The sequence below is a fragment of the Lysobacter sp. Root76 genome (assembly GCF_001428685.1).
Classification (GTDB): domain Bacteria; phylum Pseudomonadota; class Gammaproteobacteria; order Xanthomonadales; family Xanthomonadaceae; genus Lysobacter.
The window spans coordinates 917,006-938,815 of the sequence record NZ_LMIK01000001.1 but is presented as its reverse complement, the minus strand read 5'-3'; the positions used below and the strand labels follow the sequence as shown (position 1 = coordinate 938,815).

The window sequence follows — 21,810 nt, the reverse complement described above, 5'->3', positions numbered from 1 at the left end:
CCCTCTGTGTTCGGAAAGGAGGCGCGTGGCCTCGGTGCTGCGCGGGAGGTTCGGACCTCCTCGTAGATCGCCGCAGTGCGGCGCGAAAGCGGAGCGGGCGCGGCCCGCGCGTGTTGCCTGCTGGTTCCTCCCCATGCCGTTGCGGCGGCGCGCGGGCCGTTTCAGCGGTCCCTGCGCCTGTTTCGGGGGTCGAGGCTGTTTTTTGCTGACAACGTTGTCAATCGCATCAGTATGGGTTTGCGGCGCAGTTCACAAATATTGATGACAACGTCGGTCAGCGGAGGCCCTGTTTGTTGCATCGCAACGAGTCAGAAATGACCGGAAGACAATCGCATCGCGCGCTGCGACGGCGCCTGTGGGGTATGGAGTCGACCAATAGCTTTTAGCTTTGGTAGGAGCGGCGTAAGCCGCGACCGTGATCTCACGACCGACCATGCGCCGCGGCCATGCGGATTGGTGCGGTCGCGGCTTACGCCGCTCCTACCCCAAAGCGGAGCGCGGGCCTGGGGCTCAGTGCGCGCGCTGGTCCTTGCGCAGCTTGGCGACAGCGTCGGCGTGCACCGGGGCGGCGCCACCGTGCGTGCGCAGCCAAGTCGCGAGCTTGGCGACCTCGGCATCGTCGAGATCCTGGGAGAAGCCCGGCATGGCCTGCATCCGCTCCAGCCCCGGCAGATCGTGTTCGGGGAAACCGTCCAGGATGGCGACTATCAGGTTGTGCGGATCGCTGTCGCGGACGCTGCTGTTGTCGCGCAGGCCCGGCGCGACGTGCGGGACGCCCTGGCGGTCGCTGCCGTGGCAGCCGGCGCAGAGATTGGCGTAGTCGAGACGGGCGGACTCGGAGGCCCCGGCCTTCGATGCGCTCGCGACCGACTTCGCTTTCGGCGTCGTATCGCCGAGCAGGTAGGCGGTCATCGCATCCAGGTCCGCAGACGTAAGCCGGCTGGTCGACAGATTCACCACGGTCAGCATCTCGTCGGAAGCCACCGCATGGGCGCTGAGCCCGGTGGCGAGGTAGCCGCGCAACTGCGCCGCGTTCCAGCCGCGCGCGACCAGGCCTTGCGGTGTGATGTCGGGCGCGGCGAAGCGCCCGAGCTCGTTGTTGCCGGCGAGCGGTTGCGCGCGTTTCAGTTGCCCCGCCCAGCCGCGCGGGCTGTGGCATTCGCCGCAATGGTCGAGGGTGTCGACCAGATAGCGCCCGCGCCGCCAGGCAGGCGACGATCCTTGCGAAGCCGGTGCCGCGTCGGCCCCGGCGCCGGCGAAGGCCAGATTCCACAGCGCGATGCCGCTGCGGATGTTGAACGGGAAACCGACGTCGTTCTTGCGATTGGCCTGCGCCACCGCGGGCTGGTTCATCAGATAGGCGTAGATCGCGTCCGAGTCTTCGCGCGCGATCGGGCTATACGACACGTAGGGCATCGCCGGATACAGCTGGTGACCGTCGCGCGCTTCGCCGCGCGTGAGCGCGTGGTGGAAGTCGTCGGCGTCGTAGCGGCCGATGCCGTGGTCGGGATCGGGGGTGATGTTGGTGCCGTGGATGGTGCCGAACGGCGAGGCCAGGGGCACGCCGCCCGCGAACGGCGCGCCGCCGGGCGCGGTGTGGCAGGCGGCGCAGTCGGCGGCGTCGGTCAGGTAGCGGCCGCGCGCGAGTTGCGCGGCCGTGGCGTCGACCTTCCGCACCGGGCCGCGACCGGCCCACCACTGCAGCAGCCAGCAGCCGATCAGCCAGATCGCGATCAGCAGCACCGCCCAGGCGACGATGCGCCGCCAGCCGATCCGAGTCATGGCGCGTTCTCCCGCACCAGGCCCGGCGTCGCCAGCACCAGCGCTTTCACCGCCTGGTAGTAGCGCACGTAGCCGGTGCAGCGGCACAGGTGCGAGTCCAGGGCTTCGGTGATCGCGGCTTCGACCTCGGCGGCGGCCACCGGTGTTTTCTTCAGCCGCTCCAGCAGCACCGTGGCGGCGTTGACGAAGCCCGGCGTGCAGTAGCCGCACTGGAAGCTGAAATGGTCGAGGAAGGCCTGCTGCACCGGCGAGAGCTCGACGATCGCGCCGGCGCCGTCGCGCTTGGCGTGGCCTTCGACGGTGCGGATGCGCTTGCCGGCGAAGTAGTGCGCGCCGGTGATGCAGCTGCGTACTTCGCGCGGACCGTTCTCGTCGTCGACGATGACGGTGCAGGCGCGGCACACGCCCTGGCCGCAGCCGAAGCGGGTGCCGGTGAGGCCGAGGTACTCGTGCAGCACGTCGACCAGCATCATGTCTTCGGGCACGTCGATCGGGCCGTGGGCGCGGCCGTTGACGTGCAGGGCCAGCGGTCGTTTGACGATGGGCGCGCTCATGCGGCGCTCTCCGAAGCATTGGTTTCCGTGGCCACGCCCGACAACGCCGCGCGCACCTTGTCCGGGGTGATCGGCAGCTCGCGGAAGCGGTGCCCGGTGGCGTGCGCGACCGCATTGGCGATCGCCGGCACCACCGCGATCATCACCACTTCGGCCATGCCCTTGGGCGGATCGGTGTCGGACAGCGCCGGCAGCACTTCGCCGCTCTGCTTCCATACCGCGACGTCGCGCGCGCGCGGCAGGCTGTAGCGGTTGAAGTTCCAGGTGCCGTTGCCGGGTCCGTCCTCGTACAGCGGCAGGAACTCGTGCAGGGCATGGCCGATGCCCATCGCCAGCCCGCCCTGCAACTGGCCGGACACCAGCTCGGGCACTATCTGATTGCCGCATTCGAGTATGGAATGGTGGTTCAGCAGTTCGACCGCACCGCTGGCGGTGTCGACCGCGACTTCGGCGAGGGTGCCGATCGCGCTGTAATAGACGACGCCGGCGTTGTTGCGCTGCGTCGGTGGGTAATGGGCGCGCGTGCGTTCGATCATGCGGTAGCCGTTCGCGGTCGGCGTACCGGCGCCCGCGCCGCTGCCGTCGCCCCAGCGCAGGGCGATGCCGTCCAGCGGCAGGCGCGCGTCGTCGCCGGGCAACGGGAACTCGGCTTCGGCCCATTGCCAGCGGTTGAAGGTGTGCACGATCGCGCCGGTCGCCAGCCCCAGCTCGTGCGCCTTCGCCGCCAATTGCGCCAGCGTCAGCGCCACCAGTCCGCCGGCGGTGAGCTTGCCTTCGACCCAGCGCGCGTCCTCGCGGCGCACCGCCAGCGGCGCCAGCTGGCCGCCGCCGTAGCCCTGGCCCCACAGCGCCAGCGCCGCCGGCCACAGGCCCTGGGTGAACAGCAGCCGCGAGGCTTCGCGGGTAGCGTGCCCGTAGAAATACGCGGAGTTGCTGGCGCTGCTCGGGATCACCCGGTTCGGAGTCCAGCGAGGATCGCCTTGGTGGCGGTCCTGGTCGGCCTGCGACATCAGCCAGGGATCGCCGGTCGCGACCATCGGCAGCTCCGGCCAGTCGCTCTCGCCGGTGCGCACGTCGTCGGCGGGACGGCCGAGCCACTGCACGCAGAGCGCGGCCTGGCTGGTGGTCATGCCGGTGCCCATTTCGACCGCGACATGGCGCAGCCCGACGCGGCCGTCGCGGGACAGCGTGACTTCGGCGAAAGCCGATTCGGCGCCGGTGCCGAAATCCTTCTGCACGCAGCCGAAGCCGACGCCATAGCGCTTGCCCGGATGCGCGGCTTCGTATTCGCGTTTGCGCTCGGCCCGTTCGCGCCACAGCGGATGCGCCTTGGCCTTGGCCAGCACTTCGTCGGCGCGCTGGGCGCCGCCCGGGATCGCGCCCTGGGTGTTCTTCATCCCGGACTTGAACACGTTGCGCTCGCGCAGTTCGATGGGGTCCAGCCCGAGTTCGGCCGCGACCTCGTCGACCAGCATCTCGGTCGCGCCCATGCTTTGCAGCGTGCCGTAGCCGCGCGCCGAACCGGCGTCGAGCGCGCGCGATGAGATCACGGTGCTGGCCAGGTCGCTGCGCGGGAAGTAGTAGATCGACTGCGCCGCGGTCGCCGCGACCAGGCATACCGAGGGCGAGAAGTTGCGCCGGCCGCCGCCGTCGCCGCGCATCTCGCCTTGCAGGATCTCGAAGCGGCCGCTCTTGCGATCCACCGCGATCCGATAGCGCATACGGAAACTGTGGCGCTTGAGGCTGGCCTGGAACTGTTCGTAACGGTCGTTGGCCAGGCGCACCGCGCGGCCGTCGCCGTACAGGCCCGCGACCAAGGCATAGAACGGATACGGATTGTGATCCTTGGAGCCGTAGCCGACGGTGTAGCAGGGATGCAGCACCAGCCGCTTCACGCCCAAGCCGCTGGCGGCGAGCGCGCGCGCGCCGTCCTCGGCGATTTCCTGCGGCGACTGTGTGGCCACGACCAGGTGCAAGGTGGCGCTGTCGCGGTCGAACCAGCCGTTGCCGTTGTCGGGCTCCAGCGCGGCGGTGTCGATGGATTGCGAGAAGTATTCGCGCTGCAACACCAGGCGCCCGTCGCCGGGCGCGTCCAGGCTGGCCGCGATCGCGCTTGCGTGGGCCATGCCCTGGGCGTCGATCGCGCCCGCCGCGTCGGCCTGCGGCCATTGCGGCTGGTTCTTGCGATAGCCGGCCGGGAACAGCGGCGTGTCTTTAAGACTGGAATAGGCGTCGTCGTCGAACGCGGTCGCGCCGCCGACGCGCACGTAGCGGAAGCTCGCCCAGGGCTCGCGTTCCAGCGGCCCGGTCTGCGCGCCCCAGCGGATCAGGTCGTCGCGGAACTTCAGCCGGGTCTTGGCCGCGCGGAAACGCGCGAAGTCGTGCCAGATCAGCAGCGCCACCGCGTGGCCCAGATAGGCCGGCGTCCGGCCTTCGGGCAGCAGCATGTGCTCGCCGTAGAACGGCGGGAACCCGAGCCCGTCGCGAGCGAGATCGGCGGCAGTGACGATGCGGTCGGGCTGCAGACCGTCGCCCAGCACCGACAGGTCGAAACCGGCGTAGGCACGGTCGGCGCGGGTCACCCGCAGCAGCATCGCGTGCGCCTGTTCCTGCGGCCAGCCCGGCAGGTCGCGCGCGCGCACGTCGAAGCTGAAGAGCTTTTCGCCGCAGACCTTGGCGGTGGCGTCGGTGCGGTAGCGGATCTTGCCGGTGGCCGCGTCCCAGGGCATCGGCCGCAGGCGGTCGCGTTCGAACAGGGCCGCCAGCGCGGCGCTGCCCGGCGCGGCGACGTAGACCGAGATGCCGGCCACCACGCTGCATTTGAGGAAATCGCGACGGCTGAGGCGGGCTGGCATGGAGGGCGTCCTAGCTGGCTCTGGCGAATAGTAACCACAAGTCCGGCGGGAAAAATCGCCTTGCGCCGCGTGGCCGGCGCCGGGCGCGCTTTCTCCTTCGGCGATGTGTAGGCATCGTGAGGACGAGGGCGACGGCCGCTCAGCCCGGCCGCTTCGAGGTCTCGTCCACGCCGGCGTAAGCATCGGACCGTTGCGGGCATCCGCGCCGCACCGGCCGCGCAAGGCAACGCGAACAGGGACGTCGGCCGTCGACGTGGCGCGCCTAGGTCGCGAACGCGCGCTTGATCGCGTCGGCGGCCTCGACGGCCTTCGCCTGCAGCAGGAAGTGCGGGCCGTCGAGTTCCACGTAGTTCGCCAGCGGCAGGATCGCGCGTATGTGCTCCCAGCTGCGCCGCGACACCAGCCGGTCGTGGCGGCCGCGCAGGTACAGCAGCGGGCAGGCGACCCGGGCCAGGGCCGCGGTTTCCTCGGCCGTGCTGCCCGCATGCATGCGCGCACGGATCACCGCCGGATCCAGCGTGGCCAGCACCTCGCGCGTGCGCGCCAGCCATTCCTCGCTGGCCCAGGCGCCGAGCATCGCCGCCGCCGTCAGTCGGGTCGGGAGTCGGTCGATCGGCAAGACGGTGCCGATCCGGCCCAGCCACGAGGCAGGCAACCGCCAGCCCGGCGGACTGGGTGCCCGCGCGAAGCTCGCGCACAACACCAGGCCGCGCAGACCGTCGGGACGCGATGCGGCGATGCGGATCGCGATCGGGCCGGAGAAGGATTCGCCCAGCAGCACGAAGGGCTGGTCGCGCGGCAGGCGTGCGCGCACGTAGTCGGTGAGTGGGTCGTAGCCCCAGGCCGCGTCGCGCGGATAGGCGACGACTTCGGGGCGGAACTGCGGCGCCAGCGCCGCGGCGAAATCGCCGAGCAGCGCGCCGGTGCCGTCCATGCCCGGGAGCAGCAGGCAGCGCATGCTCAGGCCTCGTCGGATGTCGACAGGCGCAGCTGCAGGCGATCCAGCATGCGCAATACGTAGCCGCGGTTGCGCGCGAGCTTGATCCAGGTCGGCAGGCGCGAAATCATCGAGCGGTTGGCCAGGACCCGCCGTTCGCGCTGCTGCGCGCCCACATAGCGGCGCAGCTCTTCGAGATGGGCGCGGTTGTACACCCACAGCGGGCCGGCGCTGGTCGTTTCGATCAGCCGCAGCGGCAGACCGAAGTGCGGATCGCGACCGTCGGCGACGTGCAGGCGCTGCGCCGATACCTCCACCATGCTGCTGCGCCCGCAGATCGGACAGGTTCGGGCGAGGCGGCCGAATCCGGGGCTCGAATACAGATCCGGCACCTGGGCCGAGCCTGCTTCGTCGTCGCACCGCTCGTTCACGTGCAGCCACTGATGGCCGCAGTAGCCGCAGGGTCGGCGGCCCCACAGGCGGACCGGACCCAGCCAGTCGTGGCGTTCGCTGCGCGCTTCCAGGCCGCAATGCGTGCACACGTAGCGGGCGGTCCAGCGCCGTTCGAGCCAACTGGCCGTCACCGCGCCGGGCCGGTCGCAACGCTTGCAGCGGACTTCGACGCGTTGCGCGAACGACCACAGGCCCAGGCCGGTATCGCGATGGCGGGCCGGTTCGACGGCGAGCTCCCGGGGCCGCGTCTCGTCGCTCATGCCGTGCTCCGCACGTTCTTCAGCACTCGATGACGTTGACCGCCAAACCGCCGCGCGAAGTTTCCTTGTACTTGTCCTGCATGTCGCGGCCGGTGTCGCGCATGGTCTTGATGACCTTGTCGAGGCTGACCTTGTGCTTGCCGTCGCCGCGTATGGCCATGCGGTAGGCGTTGATCGCCTTGACCGCGCCCATCGCGTTGCGCTCGATGCAGGGGATCTGGACCAGGCCGCCGATCGGGTCGCAGGTCAGGCCCAGGTTGTGTTCCATGCCGATCTCGGCCGCGTTCTCGATCTGGCTGGCGGTGCCGCCCAAAGCCGCGACCAGGCCGGCGGCGGCCATCGAGCAGGCCACGCCGACCTCGCCCTGGCAGCCGACTTCGGCGCCGCTGATCGAGGCGTTTTCCTTGTACAGGATGCCGACCGCGGCCGCGGTGAGCAGGAAGTTGCGGATGCCCTGGATGTTGGCGCCGGGGCAGAAGCGGTCGTAGTAGTGCAGCACCGAGGGGATGATGCCGGCCGCGCCGTTGGTGGGTGCGGTGACCACGCGACCGCCGGCGGCGTTCTCTTCGTTGACCGCGAGCGCGTACAGGTTGACCCAGTCCAGCACGGTCAGCGGGTCGCGCATCGCCGCCTCGGGCTTGCTCGACAGCTCGGCGAACAAGGCCGGCGCGCGCCGCGACACGTGCAGGCCGCCGGGCAGGGTGCCGGTCTGGCGGATGCCGCGCTCGACGCAGGCCTGCATCGCCTTCCAGATTTCGTCGAGGCCGGCGTTGATCTCTTCGGGCGTGCGCCAGGCCTGCTCGTTGGCGAACATCAGGTCGGCGATGCTCAGCCCGCTGCGCTGCGCCTGGGCCAGCAGTGCGTCGCCGGAGTGGAAGGGGTAGGGGAGGTCGGTGGTGTCGGCGACGATGCGGTCTTCGGCCGCTTCGTCCTGATTGACCACGAAACCGCCGCCGACCGAGTAATAGTCGCGCGTGGCGATGGTTTCGCCGTCGCTGTCGTAGGCGGTGAAGCGCATGCCGTTGGTGTGGAACGGCAGCTTCTGGCGCTTGTTCATGATCAGGTCGTGCTTCTCGTCGAAGCCGATCTCGCGCTGGCCGAACAGGCGCAGGCGCTTGCTGCTGCGGATACGCTCGAGCGCGTCGGGGATGATGTCGGGGTCGATCTGGTTCGGCCAATGGCCTTCCAGGCCCATCAGCACGGCCTTGTCGGTGCCGTGGCCGCGGCCGGTGAGGGCGAGCGAGCCGAACACTTCGGCGCGCACGCGCGTGCAGCGTTCGAGGTCGCTGCCGTTACCGGTGCCGCCTTCGATCAGCCAGCGTTCGACGAAACGCGCGGCGGCGCGCATCGGGCCGACGGTGTGCGAGGAGCTCGGCCCGATGCCGATTTTGAAAAGATCGAAGGTGCTGACGGCCATGGGCTGGGGGGTGCTCGGCTGGAGGGCGATGGGACGCGATCAGCGTCCGTTGGCGGTCTTGCGGTGGCGGGCGCCGCGGCGTTCTGCAGGTTCGCGCGGCGGCGGGGTTCGCCGGTCGCTCCGGCCCGCGGCGGGCGCCGGCAGCGGCGCGCCCGGGGTCGCGGTGCGGATCGAGCGGAGGACCATGAACCCGTCCCAAAATGGACTCCAGGTATTCTAGACGCTCGCGAACCCCGCCACCTCAGTACGCAAGCGCATGCACCTGATTCTCTACCAGCGCGACGATTGCCACCTCTGCGACCTGGCCCTGGAGGTGCTGGCGCAGGCGCGCGCGCCCGAGTTCGACAGCGTCTTCATCGACGAGGACCAGGCCTTGGAGGAGCGCTACGGTACGCGCGTGCCGGTGTTGCGCGACGAGGGCCGCGGGCGCGAGCTGGAATGGCCGTTCGATGCGGCGCGCCTGCAGGGTTTTCTGGGCGCCTGATTCGGCTCGGGGTGTTGCTGGAGCGCCGTGCGATGCGCCTTCGGCTTACCGCAGGCTAGGTGCGGTGGGTGCGGTGGGTGCGGTGGATGCGGCGGTAACTGCACCGCATCGCACCGCTGTCGCCGGCTTACTTCGCCGCCGGCACCAGGATTACCTTGGTGCTGACCGCGACTTCGTTCGGAATGATCGAGGTGTCGGCCCAATCGCCGCCGCCGACGCCGAAGTCCAGGCGCTTGACCGTGGCCTTGCCGCTGAGCACGGGCTTGGCGCCGCCGGTCCAGGTGAAGGTTAGGGTGACCGGCTTGCTCACGCCGCGCAGGGTCAGGCTGCCGTCGGCGGCGTAGTTGTTGCCGCCCATGCTGCGGAACTTGGTGGCGACGAAGCGCGCCTGCGGGAATTTGGCGATGCTGAAGAAATCGGTGCCCTTGAGGGTGTCGTCGCGCTCGGCGTTCTTGGTGTCGGCGCCGGCCAGGGGGATGGTCACATCGAACTTTGAGGTGTCCAGCCGGGCCGGATCGAAGCTGATCTTGCTGGTGAAGCCGGGCAGGCGGCCGCTGAACACCTCGCCCTGGTACTTGGTGGCGAAGGTCAGGGTCGAGCCGGGCGCCTGCACGTAGTCGGCGGCGTAGGCCGGTGCGGCGGCGAACAGCAGAGCGTAGGCGAGGGGCTTAAGGGACATCGGGGTTCTCCGGAGTGGGGGCGGGGGCGACGACGGCGGGCACGGCTTCGACCGCGACCGGCGCCTGGCGCAGGCGCATCGGCAGCATGCGTCGCAGGGTGTCGTCGTGCTGGAACAGGTGGTGGTAGAACGCGGCGCCCGCATGCGCGAGCACCAGCAGCAGGAGCAGCCAGAAGCCGTTCGCGTGCAGCGACTGGCTCAGGTCGGCCAGGCCGGGGTTCACCGCCGCGATCTTGGGCAGGTTGAACAGGCCGAAGTACTGCAGCGGGTAGCCGGAGCTGGAGTTGAACAGCCAGCCGGTGATGGGCAGGGCGAACATCAGCAGGTACAGCGCCCCGTGGGTGAGCGTAGCGATGCGCTCCTGCCAGTGCGGCGTGCCGGGCACCGGCCTGGGCGCGCCGGCGTAGTAGCGCCACAGCAGGCGCAGCACGACCAGGCTCAGCAGGGTCAGGCCCAGGGATTTGTGCAGGGCGTAGATCTTGATCTTCGACGGGCCGTTGGCCATGTCGGTCATGGTCAGGCCGAGGATCGCGATCGCCGTGATCAGCAGCACGATGGCCCAATGCAGCAACTGGCTGATCGCGCCCCAGCGTAGTTCGGTGTTCTTGATCGTCATGCGTGCGGTACCGGGACGGGTTCGTAGGGATCGTTGTCGGGTTTGCTCGGCGGACCCGGCGGCGCGGCTTCGGGTTCGGACGGCGCCGGCGCGGCGTCGTCGGGCTCGCCGGCGTTGCGCTCGCGCACCGCTTCGACCTCGATGCGCAACTCGACGCTGTCGCCGATCACCGACTTCCAGGCGTCGATGCCGAACTCGGCACGACTCAGGGTGGCGGTCGCGGAAAAGCCGGCGGTGCGGCGGAACGGCGGCAGCGGATGGCGCTTGAGCGCATTTAGGGTCACGTCCATGCACAGCGGCCGGGGCTGGCCGCGCAGGCTGAGCTGGCCGCAGACCCGGGCGTGGTCGGCGTCGACCGGTTCGATATGGTCGGAGACGAAACGCGCTTCGGGATGGTGCTCGCCGTCGAGCAGGCCGGCGGCGAGCGCGGCGGCGTTCCATTTGGCGTCGCCCAGGTCGAGCCTGGCGATCGGCACGCGCACGTCCAGGCGCGCGCTGCGCCAGTCGTCGCGGTCGAAGCTGAGCGTGCCGGTGCTGCCGGAGACGGTGCCCAGGGCCTTGGAGAAGCCGGCGTGCGAAATCGCGAACATCACCCGCGTGTGCACCGGATCCAGCGCGTAGGTGTCCGGGCCGGCGGCGCGCACGCCCGGCGCCAGCACGCAAAGCGCGAGCGCACAGACGAGCGGTCGGATGGGCTGGTTCGGCACGCGACGCTCCAAAGGCAGGGCCAGCCTGCATCGTCCGGGGATTCTATGGACCGCACGATGAACCCGTAGAGCCGTGTCCGCAACGGTCCGTTGCGGACCGGCCGCGGAACGCACCTATGAGTTGCGCGGGCGCGGCCCTTGCTTCGCCGGGGCCGGATCGGGGAGCCTAGCGTCCGTACTGCGAAGGAATCGGACCGGGGATGCTCAGGCCAGCGGTGGTGCACGGAAGCCCTGCTTGGGCGGGTTGGGCCTTGTGGCTGCTGCTCGCGGCGCTGGCCCTGCCGGTGCGCGCGGCGCTGCCGGAGACGCCGCAATTCCGCTACTACGGCGTCGCCGAGGGCATGCCGTCGAGCACCGTCGCCGCCCTGGCGCAGGACGCCGAAGGCTACATCTGGCTGGCCACCCACGACGGCCTGGCGCGCTACGACGGGATCAGTTTCAGGGTCTGGCGGCACGTGCCGGGCGATCCGGGTTCGCTGCCCAGCAACATGATCCAGGCCCTGCATGTGGACGCGCGCAACCGGGTCTGGGTCGGGCTCAGCGGCGGCGGTCTGCACATGCTCGACCGCGAGCGCCAGAACTTCGTCCACTACAGCCGCGACACCCATCCCGACATCGGCAGCGACGAGATCTACACGATCGCGTCCACGTCCGACGGCGCGATCTGGTTCGGTACCGACGGCGCCGGCGTGCACCGGCTCGACGCGGACGGCCGCATCACCCGCTACATGCCGAGCCGGGACGCGGGCCAGGACGGCCTGCCCGGCGAATACATCTGGACCTTGAAGACCGACAGCGCCGGCAGGCTCTGGGTCGGCACCACCACCGGCCTGGGCTATTGGGACGGCACGCGTTTCCGCACGGTCGCGCATCCGGGCATCAGCGGCGCCTGGGTCACCGCGCTGTCGCCGGCGGACGACGGTTCGCTGTGGATCGGCGCCGGCTTGCGCGCGTTTCGGCGCACGCCCGACGGCCGCATCGAGCAGAAGCCGTGGTTCGCGCCGGGCGACAAGACCGGCGTCTACGGCGTGGTCGGCGACGGCCCCGGCAACTACTGGGTCGCGACCCATCGCGGCCTGCGTCGCGTGCTGGGTGGACGGCTCACGCCGCTGGCGGGCGACGTCGCCATCGCGCAGATCAACACGCTCGATCTGCTCCAGGATCACGAAGGCGGCTGGTGGTTCGCGACCGAGGAGAAGGGCGTGGCCTACCTCGCGCCGAACTGGCGCCAGTTCACCGTGCTCAAGCCCGGCACCGGCCGCCCGGGTGCGCCGCGCGTGGCCTACATGCGCGATCTGGCCCCGGCCCGCGACGGCAATGTATGGATGGTCGGCGAGCGCGGCGTGATCGATCGCCTCGATCTGGGCGACGGCCGCTCGCATTCGCTGGCGGTGCCGCTGCTGGCCGACGCCGCCTTGTACTCGGTGATGGAAACGCGCCGGGGCGTGATGTGGTTCGGCAGCACGCTCGGACTGGCGCGCGTGCCCGAGGACGGCGGTCCGGTGCGCGACTGGACCGTCACTTCGCCGCGCGACGCCACCTTCAGCGATATTCCGGACCAACTGGTCGAGACCCCCGACGGCAACGTCTGGGTCTCTTACATGCCGCCGTCCCTGCAGATGCGCGACAGCGAAGGCCGGGTGCAACTGGCGGTGAAGCCGGAGGACGAGCGTGGCGTCAGCACGCTCTACATCGAGCAGATCGAGGTCGGCCCGGATGGCGCGCTGTGGATGGCCGGGCCCAACGGCCTGTCGCGCTGGAACGTCCGCACGCGCCGCTTCGACGCCTTGCCCGGCGGTCCCGAAGGCCGCGTGTTCGGCTTCGCCATGGCCGGCAAGGACCGGCTCTGGCTGCATCGGCTAGAAGCGCTGGAACAGTACGCCTGGGATGGCCGCGGGCTGCGCCTGCTCAAGCGCGTCAGCGGCGACGAAGGCCTGCCCGCGACCGAATCCGGCGGCGTGCTGGCCTGGGGCGACAACGTCTGGCTGACCACGCGCCGCGGCCTGATCTGCTGGAACCAGCGCCGCGAGCGGCTGCGCATCTACGGCATGCGCGACGGCCTGCCCAGCCAGGAGTTCACCGAACGCAATCCGCTGCTCACCCGTTCCGGCATCGCGGTCGCCAGCACCATGGACGGTGTGGTCCTGTTCGACGCCGGACGCGCGTTCGGCGAGGCCAAGGCGCCGCGGCTGGTGATCGAAACCCTGAGCTACCGCCGCGACGAGGACGAATTCAAGCTCGATCCCGACCGCCCGGTGGTGTTGGGACCGCAGGACCGCGACCTGCGCGTGTCGGCGCGCCTGCTGTCCTTCGTCGATCTGCAATCGCACCGCTACCGTTTCCGTCTGCACGGCTACGACCCGGACTGGGTGATCCAACCCGCCAACGGCGAGCGCGTGTTCTCGAAACTGGAACCGGGCAGCTACCGGATGGAAGTGCAGGCGGCCAACGCCGACGGCATCTGGTCGCAGTCGCGCCAGTTTTCGCTGACCGTGCAGCCGCCGTGGTGGCGCACGCCGCCGGCGCTGGCGGCGCTGGTCGGCCTGATCATCCTCGGCGCGTGGTGGGCGGCCGACCGCTACCGCCGGCGCCTGAAGCGCAGGCTGGACTGGCAGGCCGCCGAGCACGAACGCGAGATCGCCAAGCAGGCCTCGCTGGCCAAGACCCGGTTCCTGGCCACGCTCGGCCACGAAGTGCGCACGCCGATGACCGGCGTGCTCGGCATGAGCGAGCTGTTGCTGGATACGCCGCTGGATCAGCAGCAGCGCGGCTACACCGAATCGATCCAGCGCGCCGGCAAGCACCTGCTGCGCCTGGTCAACGACGCCCTGGATCTGGCCCGGATCGAATCGGGCAAGCTCGAACTGACCGACGAAGCCTTCGATCTGCGCGTGCTGGTCGAGGACGCGAGCGCGTTGATGGCGCCGCTGGCGCGCAAGCGCGGGCTCGAATTCGAACTGGATGTCGCGAAAGACGTGCCGCGCGGCCTGCGCGGCGATCCGCACCGGGTGCGGCAGATCCTGCTCAACCTGCTCGGCAACGCGATCAAGTTCACCGAGCGCGGCAAGGTCTGGCTGCGGGTGTCGGTGCTGGCGCCGCAGGGCGTGCGCTTCGAGGTCGCCGACACCGGGCCGGGCCTGGACGAGGAGCAGAAGTCGCGTTTGTTCCGCCGTTTCGAGCAGGCCGAAGGCGTGCGCACCGCGGTGCGCTATGGCGGCAGCGGCCTGGGCCTGGCGATCTGCCAGGAACTGGCGGCGGCAATGAATGGTCGGATCGTGGTCGAGAGCACCCTGGGCGAGGGCGCGCGCTTCTCGTTCGAACTGCCGCTGCCGGCGGCGATCGTCGGCGGCGGCGCGACCGCCCCCGACCGGGTCGGCGAATCGCGGCGCGCGCCGCTGGCGCTGCTGCTGGTCGAGGACGACCCGACCGTGGCCCAGGTCCTCGCCGGGCTGCTGCGCGTGCAGGGGCATCGGGTCACCCATGTCGGCAATGGCCTGGCCGCGCTGACCGAGATCGCCACCGCGAATTACGACGCCGCGCTGCTGGATCTGGACCTGCCCGGCCTGAATGGCCTGGACCTGGCGCGCCAGTTGCGCGCCCAGGGCTATGCGCGGCCGCTGATCGCGGTCACCGCGCGCGCCGATGCCGAGGCCGAGCCGCAGGCGGTCGCGGCCGGTTTCGACTGCTTCCTGCGTAAACCGGTGACCGGCTCGCTGCTGGCCGCGGTGCTCGATGTCGCGCTGCCGCCGGCGCGGTGAAGGCGGCGCGGTGGGCGGAATATCCTTCCGCGCCGCATGGACTGGCCGGCGGCGCGGAAGCGGCGCATGATCGCGATGGAACATCGCGACGGAATAGGGTTGGGGTCGGGTTGGAATAGGGTCGGGCGCGATGGCGTGCAGCGGAGTCGGGGTGGCGGCGATGATCGGTAAGCAAGTTCGCGCAGGTGCCTGCGCAGTGGCCGTCGGCTGGGCCTTGGCGCTCGCGTCGGCGCCGGGCGCGGCGATCGCTGCCGACACCACTACCGCGAGCGTGACGTCGAGCGCGCCCGCCGGCGCCGCCAAGGAACCGGCGATCCCGCTGTTGGGCGGCTTTCTGCGCGAGACCCGCGTGGTCTATCCGCTGCGCCTGGGCAAGTGGCAGGCGGTCGACGAACACCGCTTCGATCGGCAGGAGTTCGGCGTCTCGGTGCGCTACGCGCTGAGCAACCGCAGCGACCGCTGGATCGACGTCTATTTCTATCCCGCGGGCCTGCTGACGCCGAGCGAGTTCGAGCAGATCGCGCGCGAGGAGCGCGATGCGCTCGCGCAGATCGGCAAACAGTCCGGCGGCTACGAAGCGATGGAGATGGGCGAGCTGCGCGACTTCGCCTACGCGCGCCGCAACGGCGCCGCGCTGAGCGGGCGTTCGCTGGACCTGGGCTTCGACAGCCAGGGCGAACGCAAGAGTTCGGCGATGACCTTGCAGCTCGATCGCATGTACCTGATCAAGGGCCGCTACAGCGTCGCGGCCAAGGCGGCGTCGCGCGAGCAGGCGCGCGGTTCGCTGGAGGAGTTCATGGCCGATCTGTCCGCACGCTTGACCGTGGCCAGCACCGGCCGCTGCTGGAATCCGCTGCCGATCGAAAAGCTCGAAGCCGGCGCGCCCAAACCCAGCGGCGCGGTGTCGTCGGTATCCAAGGACGGCCGCGACAGCGCGTATCTGATGGGCGACCGGGTGCTCGCGCGCGAACCCCAGTCGGACGAGGCGCAGGCCTTGATGATGATCGGCATGGGCCTGGGCAAGCGCCTGCTCCCGGGCTGCGAGCCGCCCGAAGACATCGAGCAGTCGGTACCGAAGGACATGCGCGAGATCCGACTGGAATACAGCGTGCCCAGCGACGCGCCGGCGGATCCGTCGCGGCGGCTGCGCAGCAACAAGATCGACGTCGGCTGAGCGCCGCACGCGGGCGCTGGAAACGCGGACACGAAAAAGCCGGCGCATGCGCCGGCTTTTTTCTTTACCGCCCGGCGGCCAGGATCAGCGCGCGCTGAGTTCGTGCACCGCGCTGACCATGGCCGCGACGTGGTCGGGGCTCATGTCCGGCGACAGGCCGTGGCCGAGGTTGAACACGTGGCCCTCGCGCGAACCGCCGTTGCCGTCGCGGTAGTCGTCCAGGGCGCGGCCGACTTCGCTGCGGATCGCCGCGGGCGTGGCGTACAGGGTGACCGGATCCAGGTTGCCCTGGATCGCGACGCGGCCGCCGATGCGGCGCGCGGTGTCGCCCAGACCAATGGTCCAGTCGACGCCGACCGCTTCGGCGCCGCTGGCGGCGAGGTCTTCCAGATACGGATCGTTGCCCTTGCCGAACAGGATCAGCGGCGCGCGCGCCGCGCCTTCGCCGCGCGGCAGCTCGGCGGCGATGCGCTGCAGGTAGCGCAGCGAGAACTCGCGGTACATGGACGGCGACAGCACGCCGCCCCAGGTGTCGAACACCTGCAGCGCCTGCGCGCCGGCCGCGTGCTGGGCCTTGAGGTAGGCGATCACCGCGTCGGTGACCACGCCCAGCAGCTTGTGCATCGCCGCCGGCTCGTTGAGCGCCAGCGCCTTGACCTTGGAATAGTTGTCGCTGCCGCCGCCTTCGACCATGTAGCAGGCGATGGTCCAGGGGCTACCGGAGAAACCGATCAGCGGCACCGAGCCGTCGAGTTCGCGGCGGATCGTGCGCACGGCGTCCATCACATAGCGCAGCTCGCCTTCCATGTCCGGCACGGCCAGGCGGTCGATGTCGGCGGCGCTGCGGATCGGACGCTCGAACTTCGGGCCTTCGCCGTCGGCGAAGTACAGGCCCAGGCCCATCGCGTCGGGCACGGTGAGGATGTCGGAGAACAGGATCGCGGCGTCCAGCGGGAAGCGGCGCAGCGGTTGCAGGGTGACTTCGCAGGCCAGTTCGGGATTCTTGGCCAGGTTGAGGAAGCTGCCGGCCTGGGCGCGGGTGGCGCGGTACTCGGGCAGGTAGCGGCCGGCCTGGCGCATCAGCCACACCGGGGTGCGGTCGACCGGCTCGCGGCGCAGGGCGCGCAGGAATCGGTCGTTGGCGGGCGTGGTGTGGGGAGCGGTCATTCGGGGTCCTGGTGCGTGGGGCGTCGGTTCGGGGGCGCATTATCGCGGCCCGGCGGGGTGCGGCGCGAGCCGGACAGGGGTGTTGCTGTGTTCTGTTGCGGTGCCGACCCGGTCTGAAGACTCGCCGCCATGCCGTCGGCAGCGCTCAGGCGGCGGACGGAGCCTCCGTCGTTTCTGTTGCGCACGGTACTGCCCGATTCGGACGGCGGGGCGGGGCCGGCGCTTACTTGGGCGCTTCCGCGCCCTGCGCGAACATCAGATGGAAGCCGCGCTTCAACTGCTGGTCGCGCGCCTTTTCCAGCGCGGCCAAGGCGCTGTCGCGATCCATGAACTGCTCCCGGCGCAGCGTGCTGCGGCCGCCGATCTGGCCGGTTTCGCGCACCAGCGCCCAGCCGCCGAGCAGGTCGGGCTGCAGCATCAGTTGCACGAAGCGCGGGGCTTCGCGGCCGTCGGGGCGTTGTTGTAGGAGCAGGCGCACGGCCCGATTGTAGCTATATGTCGTAGCGGCAGGCGGCGTCGCGGCGGGGTTCAGGCGCCGCGGAAGTCGCGCCGGTAGGCCGAAGGCGAGGTCTTGAGCGCGGCGGCGAAGCGCTGGCGCAGCGACACCGCCGAGCCGAAGCCGGTGTCGGCGGCGATCGCCTCGACCGCGCGGTCGGTGGTTTCCAGCAGGCGTTGCGCCCGCGCCAGGCGCTGGCTCAGCAGCCACTGCGCGACCGTGGTGCCGGTGGTCTGGCGGAACCGGCGGGTGAAGCTGCGTCGGCTCATCAGCGCGCGTTCGGCCAGCGCGTCCAGGCTGTGCGGCTGGTCCAGATGCGCCAGCGCCCAGCTCAGCACGCCCGACAGGCGCTCGTCCTGGGCCGAGGCCGGCACCGGCTGTTCGATGTACTGGGCCTGCCCGCCCTGGCGGTGCGGGGCCACGACCAGGCGCCGCGCGACCCGGCTGGCGAGTTCGGCGCCGCAGCGCCGGCGCAGCAGGTGCAGGCAGCAGTCCAGCGCGGCCGCGGTCCCGGCCGAGGTGGTCAGCTCGCCGTCTTCGACATAGAGCACGTCCCACTGCAGCCCTACCTGCGGATAGCGGCGCGCGAAATGCTCGCTCCAATGCCAGTGGGTGGTGGCGCGGCGGCCGTCGAGCAGGCCGGCCTCGGCCAGCACGTAGGCGCCCAGGCACAGGCCGACGATCTGCGCGCCGCGTGCGTGGGCCCGGCGCAGGGCTTGCAGCAGCGGTTCGGGCGGGCGTTCGTCGGCGTTGCGCCAGGACGGCACGATCACCACCCCGGCATCGTCCAGGCCCTCCAGGCCGTGTTCGGGTCCGATGCTGAAACCGGCCTGGGTGCGCAGCGGCCCGGGTTCGGCCGCGCAGACCCGCAGCTCGAAGCGCGGCTGGCCGTCGAAACCGCGGTCCTCGAACACGATGCAGGGCACCGAGAGGTGGAAGGGGCTGATGCGGTCGAAGGCGACCACGGCGATGGTGTCGGGATTCATGGCCCGATTCTATCGAATATTGGCAGTCGGGCCACTGTCGGCGATTCCGGCCCAGGCGGAGCATAGGCGTCGTCAGCTTCTTCCCGTCCCGCACCTCTCATCACTTAGGAGTTCCGCCATGACCCGCAAGCGCGCCCTGATCGTCGTCGACGTCCAGAACGAATATTTCAGCGGCGGCCTGCTCATCGAGCACCCGCCGGTGAGCCAGACCCTGCCCAACATCGGCCGCGCCATGGACGCCGCCCGCGCCGCCGGCGTGCCGGTGGTGGTGGTGCAGAACACCGCGCGCCCGGATGCGCCGGTGTTCGTCAAAGGCACGCCGACCTGGGAGCTCAACGAGGTGGTCGCCTCGCGTCCGCGCGATCACTACATCGAAAAGAACCTGCCCAGCGTCTTCACCGGTACCGACCTCAAGGACTGGATCGCGCACAACGGCGTCGACACCCTGACGGTGGTCGGCTACATGACCCACAACTGCGACGCCTCGACCATCTTCGAAGCCGCGCACCTGGGCCTGAACGTCGAGTTCCTCAGCGACGCCAGCGGCTCGCTGTCGTACGAGAACAGCGCCGGCCGGGCCAGCGCCGAAGAGATCCATCGCGTGTTCTCGGTGGTGTTCCAGAGCCGCTTCGCCGCGGTGCTGGGCACCGACGAATGGATCGCCGCGCTCGCGAGCGACGCGGCGCCGTACCTCGACAATCCGTATGCGTCGAATCAAAGGGCGCTGGCGCGGGTGAAGGCGGCGGCGTAAGCGCGACGCTCGCAAGCGAGCCATGGGCTCGCGTGCACTGAACGCCCGACCGCTGTGCGGTCGGGTCAAGGCGCGGGCTGGGAGGCGAAGCGCACCACTCCCACCGTCCCCAAGCGCTCCGAACCCTACTGCGGCGGCAGTTCGACCGGACCGACCAGCGTCCCGAACAGATGCTCGAAGTGCACGACCTCGCCCAGCTGCGGCGGATTGCCGACCGCGGTCGCCGTCACCTGGACCGAGCCGTCGCGATACTCGTTGACCCGATAGACCGTGCCGCTGCCCTGCGAATAGCGTCCGGCGCTGACGAAGCGCATGTCGGTGAGGACGATGCGCCATTGCCGTTTTCCGGCGTCCAGCGTGGCCGTGCCGGCCGCGGATCCCGCGCCGCGATCCGAATAGGCGCGCACCACCTGGGCGATGGATTCGGTCCAGGCCTGCCAGTCGATGGCGTAGATCACCACGGCGGTGCGGGTGCGCGGGAAGGGACCGTAGCGCTCGAACGCGATTTGCGCCGCGACCTGGGCCGAGTCGGTCGCGCAGTGATGCTTGTCGAGAAATTCGAACTGCGAGTTCATGCGGTCGCCCCTGTGCGCCTGCAACGGATGGGGCCGCCGGTTGCGGCAGCGGCCCGCCGACCTCGCAGGCCGGTGGCGCACTGTGCGGCCCGGGCGTCGCTCAGGCAAGGCCGGATGCGCGGCGCTCGCCGCGGCAGCCCGCCTCAACCGCTGGCGAGTACGCGCAGTACCGTCTCGTCGGCCACGCCCGCGACGACCCGGGCCTGACCGGCGTGGTCCCAGAGGACGAAGCGCAGGCCGGCGGCGTCGGCTTTCTTGTCCAGGCGCATGCGCGCGAGCAGGGCTTCCGGCGTGAGCCCGGCCGGAATCGCAGTCGGCAGGCCGAAACGTTCGAGCAGGGCGCGCAGGCGTTGCGCATCGGCGGCGCTGGCCATGCCCAGCTCGGCCGACAGCCGTGCCGCCAGGACCATGCCGACCGCGACCGCTTCGCCGTGGTTGAGGCCGTCGCCGGTGGCGCCGGCATAGCCTTGTTCGGTTTCGATCGCATGGCCGAAGGTGTGGCCGAAGTTGAGCAGGGCGCGGTCGCCGCGCTCGTAGGGATCGCGCGCGACCACGTCGGCCTTGTAGACGCAGCTGCGTGCGATCGCCTGGGCCAGGGCCGCATCGTCGCCGGCCAGCAGCGCTTCGGCATGCGCTTCCAGCCAGTCCAGGAACGTGTCGTCGAAGATCGCGCCGTACTTCACCACTTCGGCCAGGCCGGCGCGCAGTTCGCGCGCGGGCAGGCTGCGCAGGGTCGAGGTGTCGGCGAAGACCGCGCGCGGTGCATGGAAGGCGCCGACCAGGTTCTTGCCGCTGGGCAGGTCGACCGCGGTCTTGCCGCCGACCGAGGAGTCGACCATCGCCAGCAGCGTGGTCGGCAGCTGCACCACGTCGACGCCGCGCATCCAGCAGGCCGCGGCGAAACCGGCCAGGTCGCCGACCACGCCGCCGCCCAGCGCCAGCACGGTGGCGTCGCGGGTCGCGCCGAGCTGGGCCAGCGCGGCCAGGCATTCGCCGAAGCGGGCCAGGGTCTTTTCGTGTTCGCCCGGCGGCAGCACGTAACGCGCCAGCGCCAGTTTCGGCTTGGCCGCGCGCAGCGCCGTTTCCAGCGCATCGGCGTACAGCGGCGCGACGTTGCCGTCGCTGACGATCAGCGCATGGCGGCCGCGCAGGTGCACGGCGATGCGCTCGGCCTGCGCGAGCAGGCCGGGGCCGATGTCGATCGCGTAGCTCGCGTCGCCGGAGACTTTGACGTGATGCAGGACGGGGGTGGACGCTGCGGTCATGCGGGGGCTCCGTGCGCGTGCGCAAGGCGGCGCCAGCGGATATCGAGTTGGTCGGCGAGCTTGTCCGCGGCCTCGGCCGCGGTCATGCGTTCGGTATCGAAGCGCAGGTCGGCGACGTCGGCGTACAGCGGCGCGCGTTGCGCGGACAGCGTGCGCAACACGTCCTCGCGGTCGTCGCGTGCGAGCAAGGGGCGAGTACGGTCACGCGCGAGGCGCTCCAACTGTGCCTCTACGCTCACTTGCAGGTGCACCACATAGCCGCGTTCGCGCAGCAGCGCGCGGCTGTCCGGGTCCAGCACCGCGCCGCCGCCGGTGGCCAGCAACAGCCCGTCCGCGGCCAGCAGTTCGGCCAGGGTGGCGCGCTCGCGGGCACGGAAGCCGGCCTCGCCCTCGCATTCGAAGATGGTCGCGACCGTGGTCCCGGTGCGCTGCTCGATCTCGCGGTCGGCGTCGGCCAGGCGCAGGCCGTAGCGCTCGGCCAGGCGGCGGCCGATACAGCTCTTGCCGGCCCCCATCGGGCCCACCAGGATCAGATTGCTCGCGGGATTCATGCGGCGATTGTAGCCAGCCGCGGCCCGGCATTGGCGCCCGGCAGTTGTTGCGTCGCCTTAACGCCGGCCGGCCTAGGCTCGCTGTTCCGGCCGCAAGCCCGCGCGCCGGCCAGACAGGAGCACGCCATGGCGATCGCCAAGATCATCGAACTCAACGCCTCCTCCAAGACCAGCATGGAGGACGCGGTCAAATCGGGACTGAAGAAGTGCGCCGAATCGGTGAAGAACATCAAGGGCGCCTGGGTCAACGAGATCAAGGTCGTGACCGACGACGACGGCACGGTCAGCGAGTGGCGGGTCAACCTGCGCGTGAGCTTCATCGTCGAATGACGCCGTCGCCGCA

19 protein-coding genes and 1 pseudogene are annotated in these 21,810 nt (G+C 70.4%); 5 read left to right on the top strand and 15 right to left on the bottom strand.

Annotated features, from left to right (window positions below):
- Nucleotides 1-510: 510 nt before the first annotated feature.
- The 6 genes from ASE10_RS03895 to ASE10_RS03870 form a co-directional block, all read right to left on the bottom strand.
- Nucleotides 511-1,782 carry a cytochrome c gene (locus tag ASE10_RS03895; RefSeq protein ID WP_055903479.1) on the bottom strand — a complete coding sequence of 424 codons (1,272 nt, stop codon included), beginning with the start codon at nt 1,780-1,782 and terminating at the stop codon, nt 511-513.
- Nucleotides 1,779-2,336: a (2Fe-2S)-binding protein gene (locus tag ASE10_RS03890; protein WP_055903477.1), complete on the bottom strand. Its 558-nt coding sequence runs from the start codon at nt 2,334-2,336 to the stop codon at nt 1,779-1,781. Before ASE10_RS03890 ends, ASE10_RS03895 begins: the two co-directional genes overlap by 4 nt.
- A complete protein-coding gene (locus ASE10_RS03885) occupies nt 2,333-5,191 on the bottom strand; it encodes a molybdopterin cofactor-binding domain-containing protein (RefSeq protein WP_056304985.1) in 2,859 nt (952 codons plus the stop codon). The genes ASE10_RS03890 and ASE10_RS03885 overlap by 4 nt, the downstream gene beginning before the upstream one ends.
- Before the next feature lie 262 nt (nt 5,192-5,453).
- Nucleotides 5,454-6,149: an alpha/beta fold hydrolase gene (locus ASE10_RS03880; RefSeq protein ID WP_082586044.1), complete on the bottom strand. Its 696-nt coding sequence runs from the start codon at nt 6,147-6,149 to the stop codon at nt 5,454-5,456.
- 2 nt (nt 6,150-6,151) lie between these two features.
- The gene (locus ASE10_RS03875; protein ID WP_056306730.1) at nt 6,152-6,841 is read right to left on the bottom strand and encodes a hypothetical protein; all 690 of its coding nucleotides are present in this window, start codon (nt 6,839-6,841) and stop codon (nt 6,152-6,154) included.
- A 19-nt stretch (nt 6,842-6,860) separates the two neighbouring features.
- Nucleotides 6,861-8,258, bottom strand: coding sequence for an L-serine ammonia-lyase (locus ASE10_RS03870; RefSeq protein ID WP_056304989.1), 1,398 nt, complete (start codon nt 8,256-8,258; stop codon nt 6,861-6,863).
- Between the two features lie 256 nt (nt 8,259-8,514).
- Here ASE10_RS03870 and ASE10_RS03865 point away from each other — a divergent pair, with 256 nt between their 5' ends.
- On the top strand, nt 8,515-8,742 hold the full coding sequence (locus ASE10_RS03865) for a glutaredoxin family protein (RefSeq protein WP_056304991.1): 228 nt from the start codon (nt 8,515-8,517) through the stop codon (nt 8,740-8,742).
- Nucleotides 8,743-8,869: 127 nt separating this feature from the next.
- Here ASE10_RS03865 and ASE10_RS03860 read toward each other — a convergent pair whose 3' ends face one another.
- The 3 genes and pseudogenes from ASE10_RS03860 to ASE10_RS03850 form a co-directional block, all read right to left on the bottom strand.
- Nucleotides 8,870-9,421 (bottom strand): YceI family protein, encoded by a 552-nt coding sequence (locus ASE10_RS03860; protein WP_055903460.1) that lies wholly within the window; start codon nt 9,419-9,421, stop codon nt 8,870-8,872.
- Nucleotides 9,422-9,500: 79 nt separating this feature from the next.
- A pseudogene (locus tag ASE10_RS03855) lies at nt 9,501-10,037 on the bottom strand (cytochrome b); the annotation flags it as partial.
- Nucleotides 10,034-10,696, bottom strand: a complete 663-nt coding sequence (locus tag ASE10_RS03850) for a YceI family protein (RefSeq protein ID WP_235567538.1) — start codon at nt 10,694-10,696, stop codon at nt 10,034-10,036. The gene ASE10_RS03850 and the pseudogene ASE10_RS03855, both read right to left, overlap by 4 nt.
- A gap of 299 nt (nt 10,697-10,995) precedes the next feature.
- Between ASE10_RS03850 and ASE10_RS03845 the strand changes: the two genes are divergently transcribed.
- Both ASE10_RS03845 and ASE10_RS03840 read left to right on the top strand, forming a co-directional pair.
- On the top strand, nt 10,996-14,502 hold the full coding sequence (locus tag ASE10_RS03845; protein ID WP_056304993.1) for an ATP-binding protein: 3,507 nt from the start codon (nt 10,996-10,998) through the stop codon (nt 14,500-14,502).
- Nucleotides 14,503-14,698: 196 nt separating this feature from the next.
- Nucleotides 14,699-15,676: a hypothetical protein gene (locus tag ASE10_RS03840; protein WP_056304995.1), complete on the top strand. Its 978-nt coding sequence runs from the start codon at nt 14,699-14,701 to the stop codon at nt 15,674-15,676.
- A gap of 84 nt (nt 15,677-15,760) precedes the next feature.
- Here ASE10_RS03840 and hemE read toward each other — a convergent pair whose 3' ends face one another.
- The 3 genes from hemE to ASE10_RS03825 all read right to left on the bottom strand — a co-directional run bounded on the left by hemE (nt 15,761) and on the right by ASE10_RS03825 (nt 18,325).
- Nucleotides 15,761-16,843 carry a uroporphyrinogen decarboxylase gene (gene hemE / locus ASE10_RS03835; RefSeq protein WP_055903451.1) on the bottom strand — a complete coding sequence of 361 codons (1,083 nt, stop codon included), beginning with the start codon at nt 16,841-16,843 and terminating at the stop codon, nt 15,761-15,763.
- A gap of 223 nt (nt 16,844-17,066) precedes the next feature.
- Nucleotides 17,067-17,321, bottom strand: coding sequence for a WGR domain-containing protein (locus ASE10_RS03830; RefSeq protein WP_055903447.1), 255 nt, complete (start codon nt 17,319-17,321; stop codon nt 17,067-17,069).
- A 50-nt stretch (nt 17,322-17,371) separates the two neighbouring features.
- Nucleotides 17,372-18,325 carry a helix-turn-helix domain-containing protein gene (locus ASE10_RS03825; protein ID WP_055903444.1) on the bottom strand — a complete coding sequence of 318 codons (954 nt, stop codon included), beginning with the start codon at nt 18,323-18,325 and terminating at the stop codon, nt 17,372-17,374.
- A 118-nt stretch (nt 18,326-18,443) separates the two neighbouring features.
- Between ASE10_RS03825 and ASE10_RS03820 the strand changes: the two genes are divergently transcribed.
- Nucleotides 18,444-19,076, top strand: a complete 633-nt coding sequence (locus ASE10_RS03820) for a cysteine hydrolase family protein (RefSeq protein ID WP_056099087.1) — start codon at nt 18,444-18,446, stop codon at nt 19,074-19,076.
- A 125-nt stretch (nt 19,077-19,201) separates the two neighbouring features.
- Here the strand turns inward: ASE10_RS03820 and ASE10_RS03815 are convergent, their stop codons facing one another.
- From ASE10_RS03815 to ASE10_RS03805, 3 genes are all read right to left on the bottom strand, one after another.
- The gene (locus ASE10_RS03815) at nt 19,202-19,651 is read right to left on the bottom strand and encodes a hypothetical protein (protein WP_056304997.1); all 450 of its coding nucleotides are present in this window, start codon (nt 19,649-19,651) and stop codon (nt 19,202-19,204) included.
- A 143-nt stretch (nt 19,652-19,794) separates the two neighbouring features.
- The gene (gene aroB, locus ASE10_RS03810) at nt 19,795-20,916 is read right to left on the bottom strand and encodes a 3-dehydroquinate synthase (protein WP_056304998.1); all 1,122 of its coding nucleotides are present in this window, start codon (nt 20,914-20,916) and stop codon (nt 19,795-19,797) included.
- Nucleotides 20,913-21,467 carry a shikimate kinase gene (locus ASE10_RS03805; RefSeq protein WP_056099102.1) on the bottom strand — a complete coding sequence of 185 codons (555 nt, stop codon included), beginning with the start codon at nt 21,465-21,467 and terminating at the stop codon, nt 20,913-20,915. Before ASE10_RS03805 ends, aroB begins: the two co-directional genes overlap by 4 nt.
- Before the next feature lie 126 nt (nt 21,468-21,593).
- Here ASE10_RS03805 and ASE10_RS03800 point away from each other — a divergent pair, with 126 nt between their 5' ends.
- On the top strand, nt 21,594-21,797 hold the full coding sequence (locus ASE10_RS03800; protein WP_055903428.1) for a dodecin family protein: 204 nt from the start codon (nt 21,594-21,596) through the stop codon (nt 21,795-21,797).
- The last annotated feature ends 13 nt before the right edge of the window (nt 21,798-21,810 follow it).

Bases quoted from the DNA above. Each gene is read 5' to 3' on its own strand.
- ASE10_RS03875 (WP_056306730.1), bottom strand. From the start codon at position 6,841: ATGAGCGACGAGACGCGGCCCCGGGAGCTCGCCGTCGAACCGGCCCGC.
- ASE10_RS03890 (WP_055903477.1), bottom strand. From the start codon at position 2,336: ATGAGCGCGCCCATCGTCAAACGACCGCTGGCCCTGCACGTCAACGGC.
- ASE10_RS03825 (WP_055903444.1), bottom strand. From the start codon at position 18,325: ATGAATCCCGACACCATCGCCGTGGTCGCCTTCGACCGCATCAGCCCC.
- ASE10_RS03865 (WP_056304991.1), top strand. From the start codon at position 8,515: ATGCACCTGATTCTCTACCAGCGCGACGATTGCCACCTCTGCGACCTG.
- ASE10_RS03885 (WP_056304985.1), bottom strand. From the start codon at position 5,191: ATGCCAGCCCGCCTCAGCCGTCGCGATTTCCTCAAATGCAGCGTGGTG.
- ASE10_RS03820 (WP_056099087.1), top strand. From the start codon at position 18,444: ATGACCCGCAAGCGCGCCCTGATCGTCGTCGACGTCCAGAACGAATAT.
- ASE10_RS03895 (WP_055903479.1), bottom strand. From the start codon at position 1,782: ATGACTCGGATCGGCTGGCGGCGCATCGTCGCCTGGGCGGTGCTGCTG.
- aroB (WP_056304998.1), bottom strand. From the start codon at position 20,916: ATGACCGCAGCGTCCACCCCCGTCCTGCATCACGTCAAAGTCTCCGGC.
- ASE10_RS03805 (WP_056099102.1), bottom strand. From the start codon at position 21,467: ATGAATCCCGCGAGCAATCTGATCCTGGTGGGCCCGATGGGGGCCGGC.
- ASE10_RS03815 (WP_056304997.1), bottom strand. From the start codon at position 19,651: ATGAACTCGCAGTTCGAATTTCTCGACAAGCATCACTGCGCGACCGAC.
- ASE10_RS03870 (WP_056304989.1), bottom strand. From the start codon at position 8,258: ATGGCCGTCAGCACCTTCGATCTTTTCAAAATCGGCATCGGGCCGAGC.
- hemE (WP_055903451.1), bottom strand. From the start codon at position 16,843: ATGACCGCTCCCCACACCACGCCCGCCAACGACCGATTCCTGCGCGCC.
- ASE10_RS03880 (WP_082586044.1), bottom strand. From the start codon at position 6,149: ATGCGCTGCCTGCTGCTCCCGGGCATGGACGGCACCGGCGCGCTGCTC.
- ASE10_RS03860 (WP_055903460.1), bottom strand. From the start codon at position 9,421: ATGTCCCTTAAGCCCCTCGCCTACGCTCTGCTGTTCGCCGCCGCACCG.
- ASE10_RS03800 (WP_055903428.1), top strand. From the start codon at position 21,594: ATGGCGATCGCCAAGATCATCGAACTCAACGCCTCCTCCAAGACCAGC.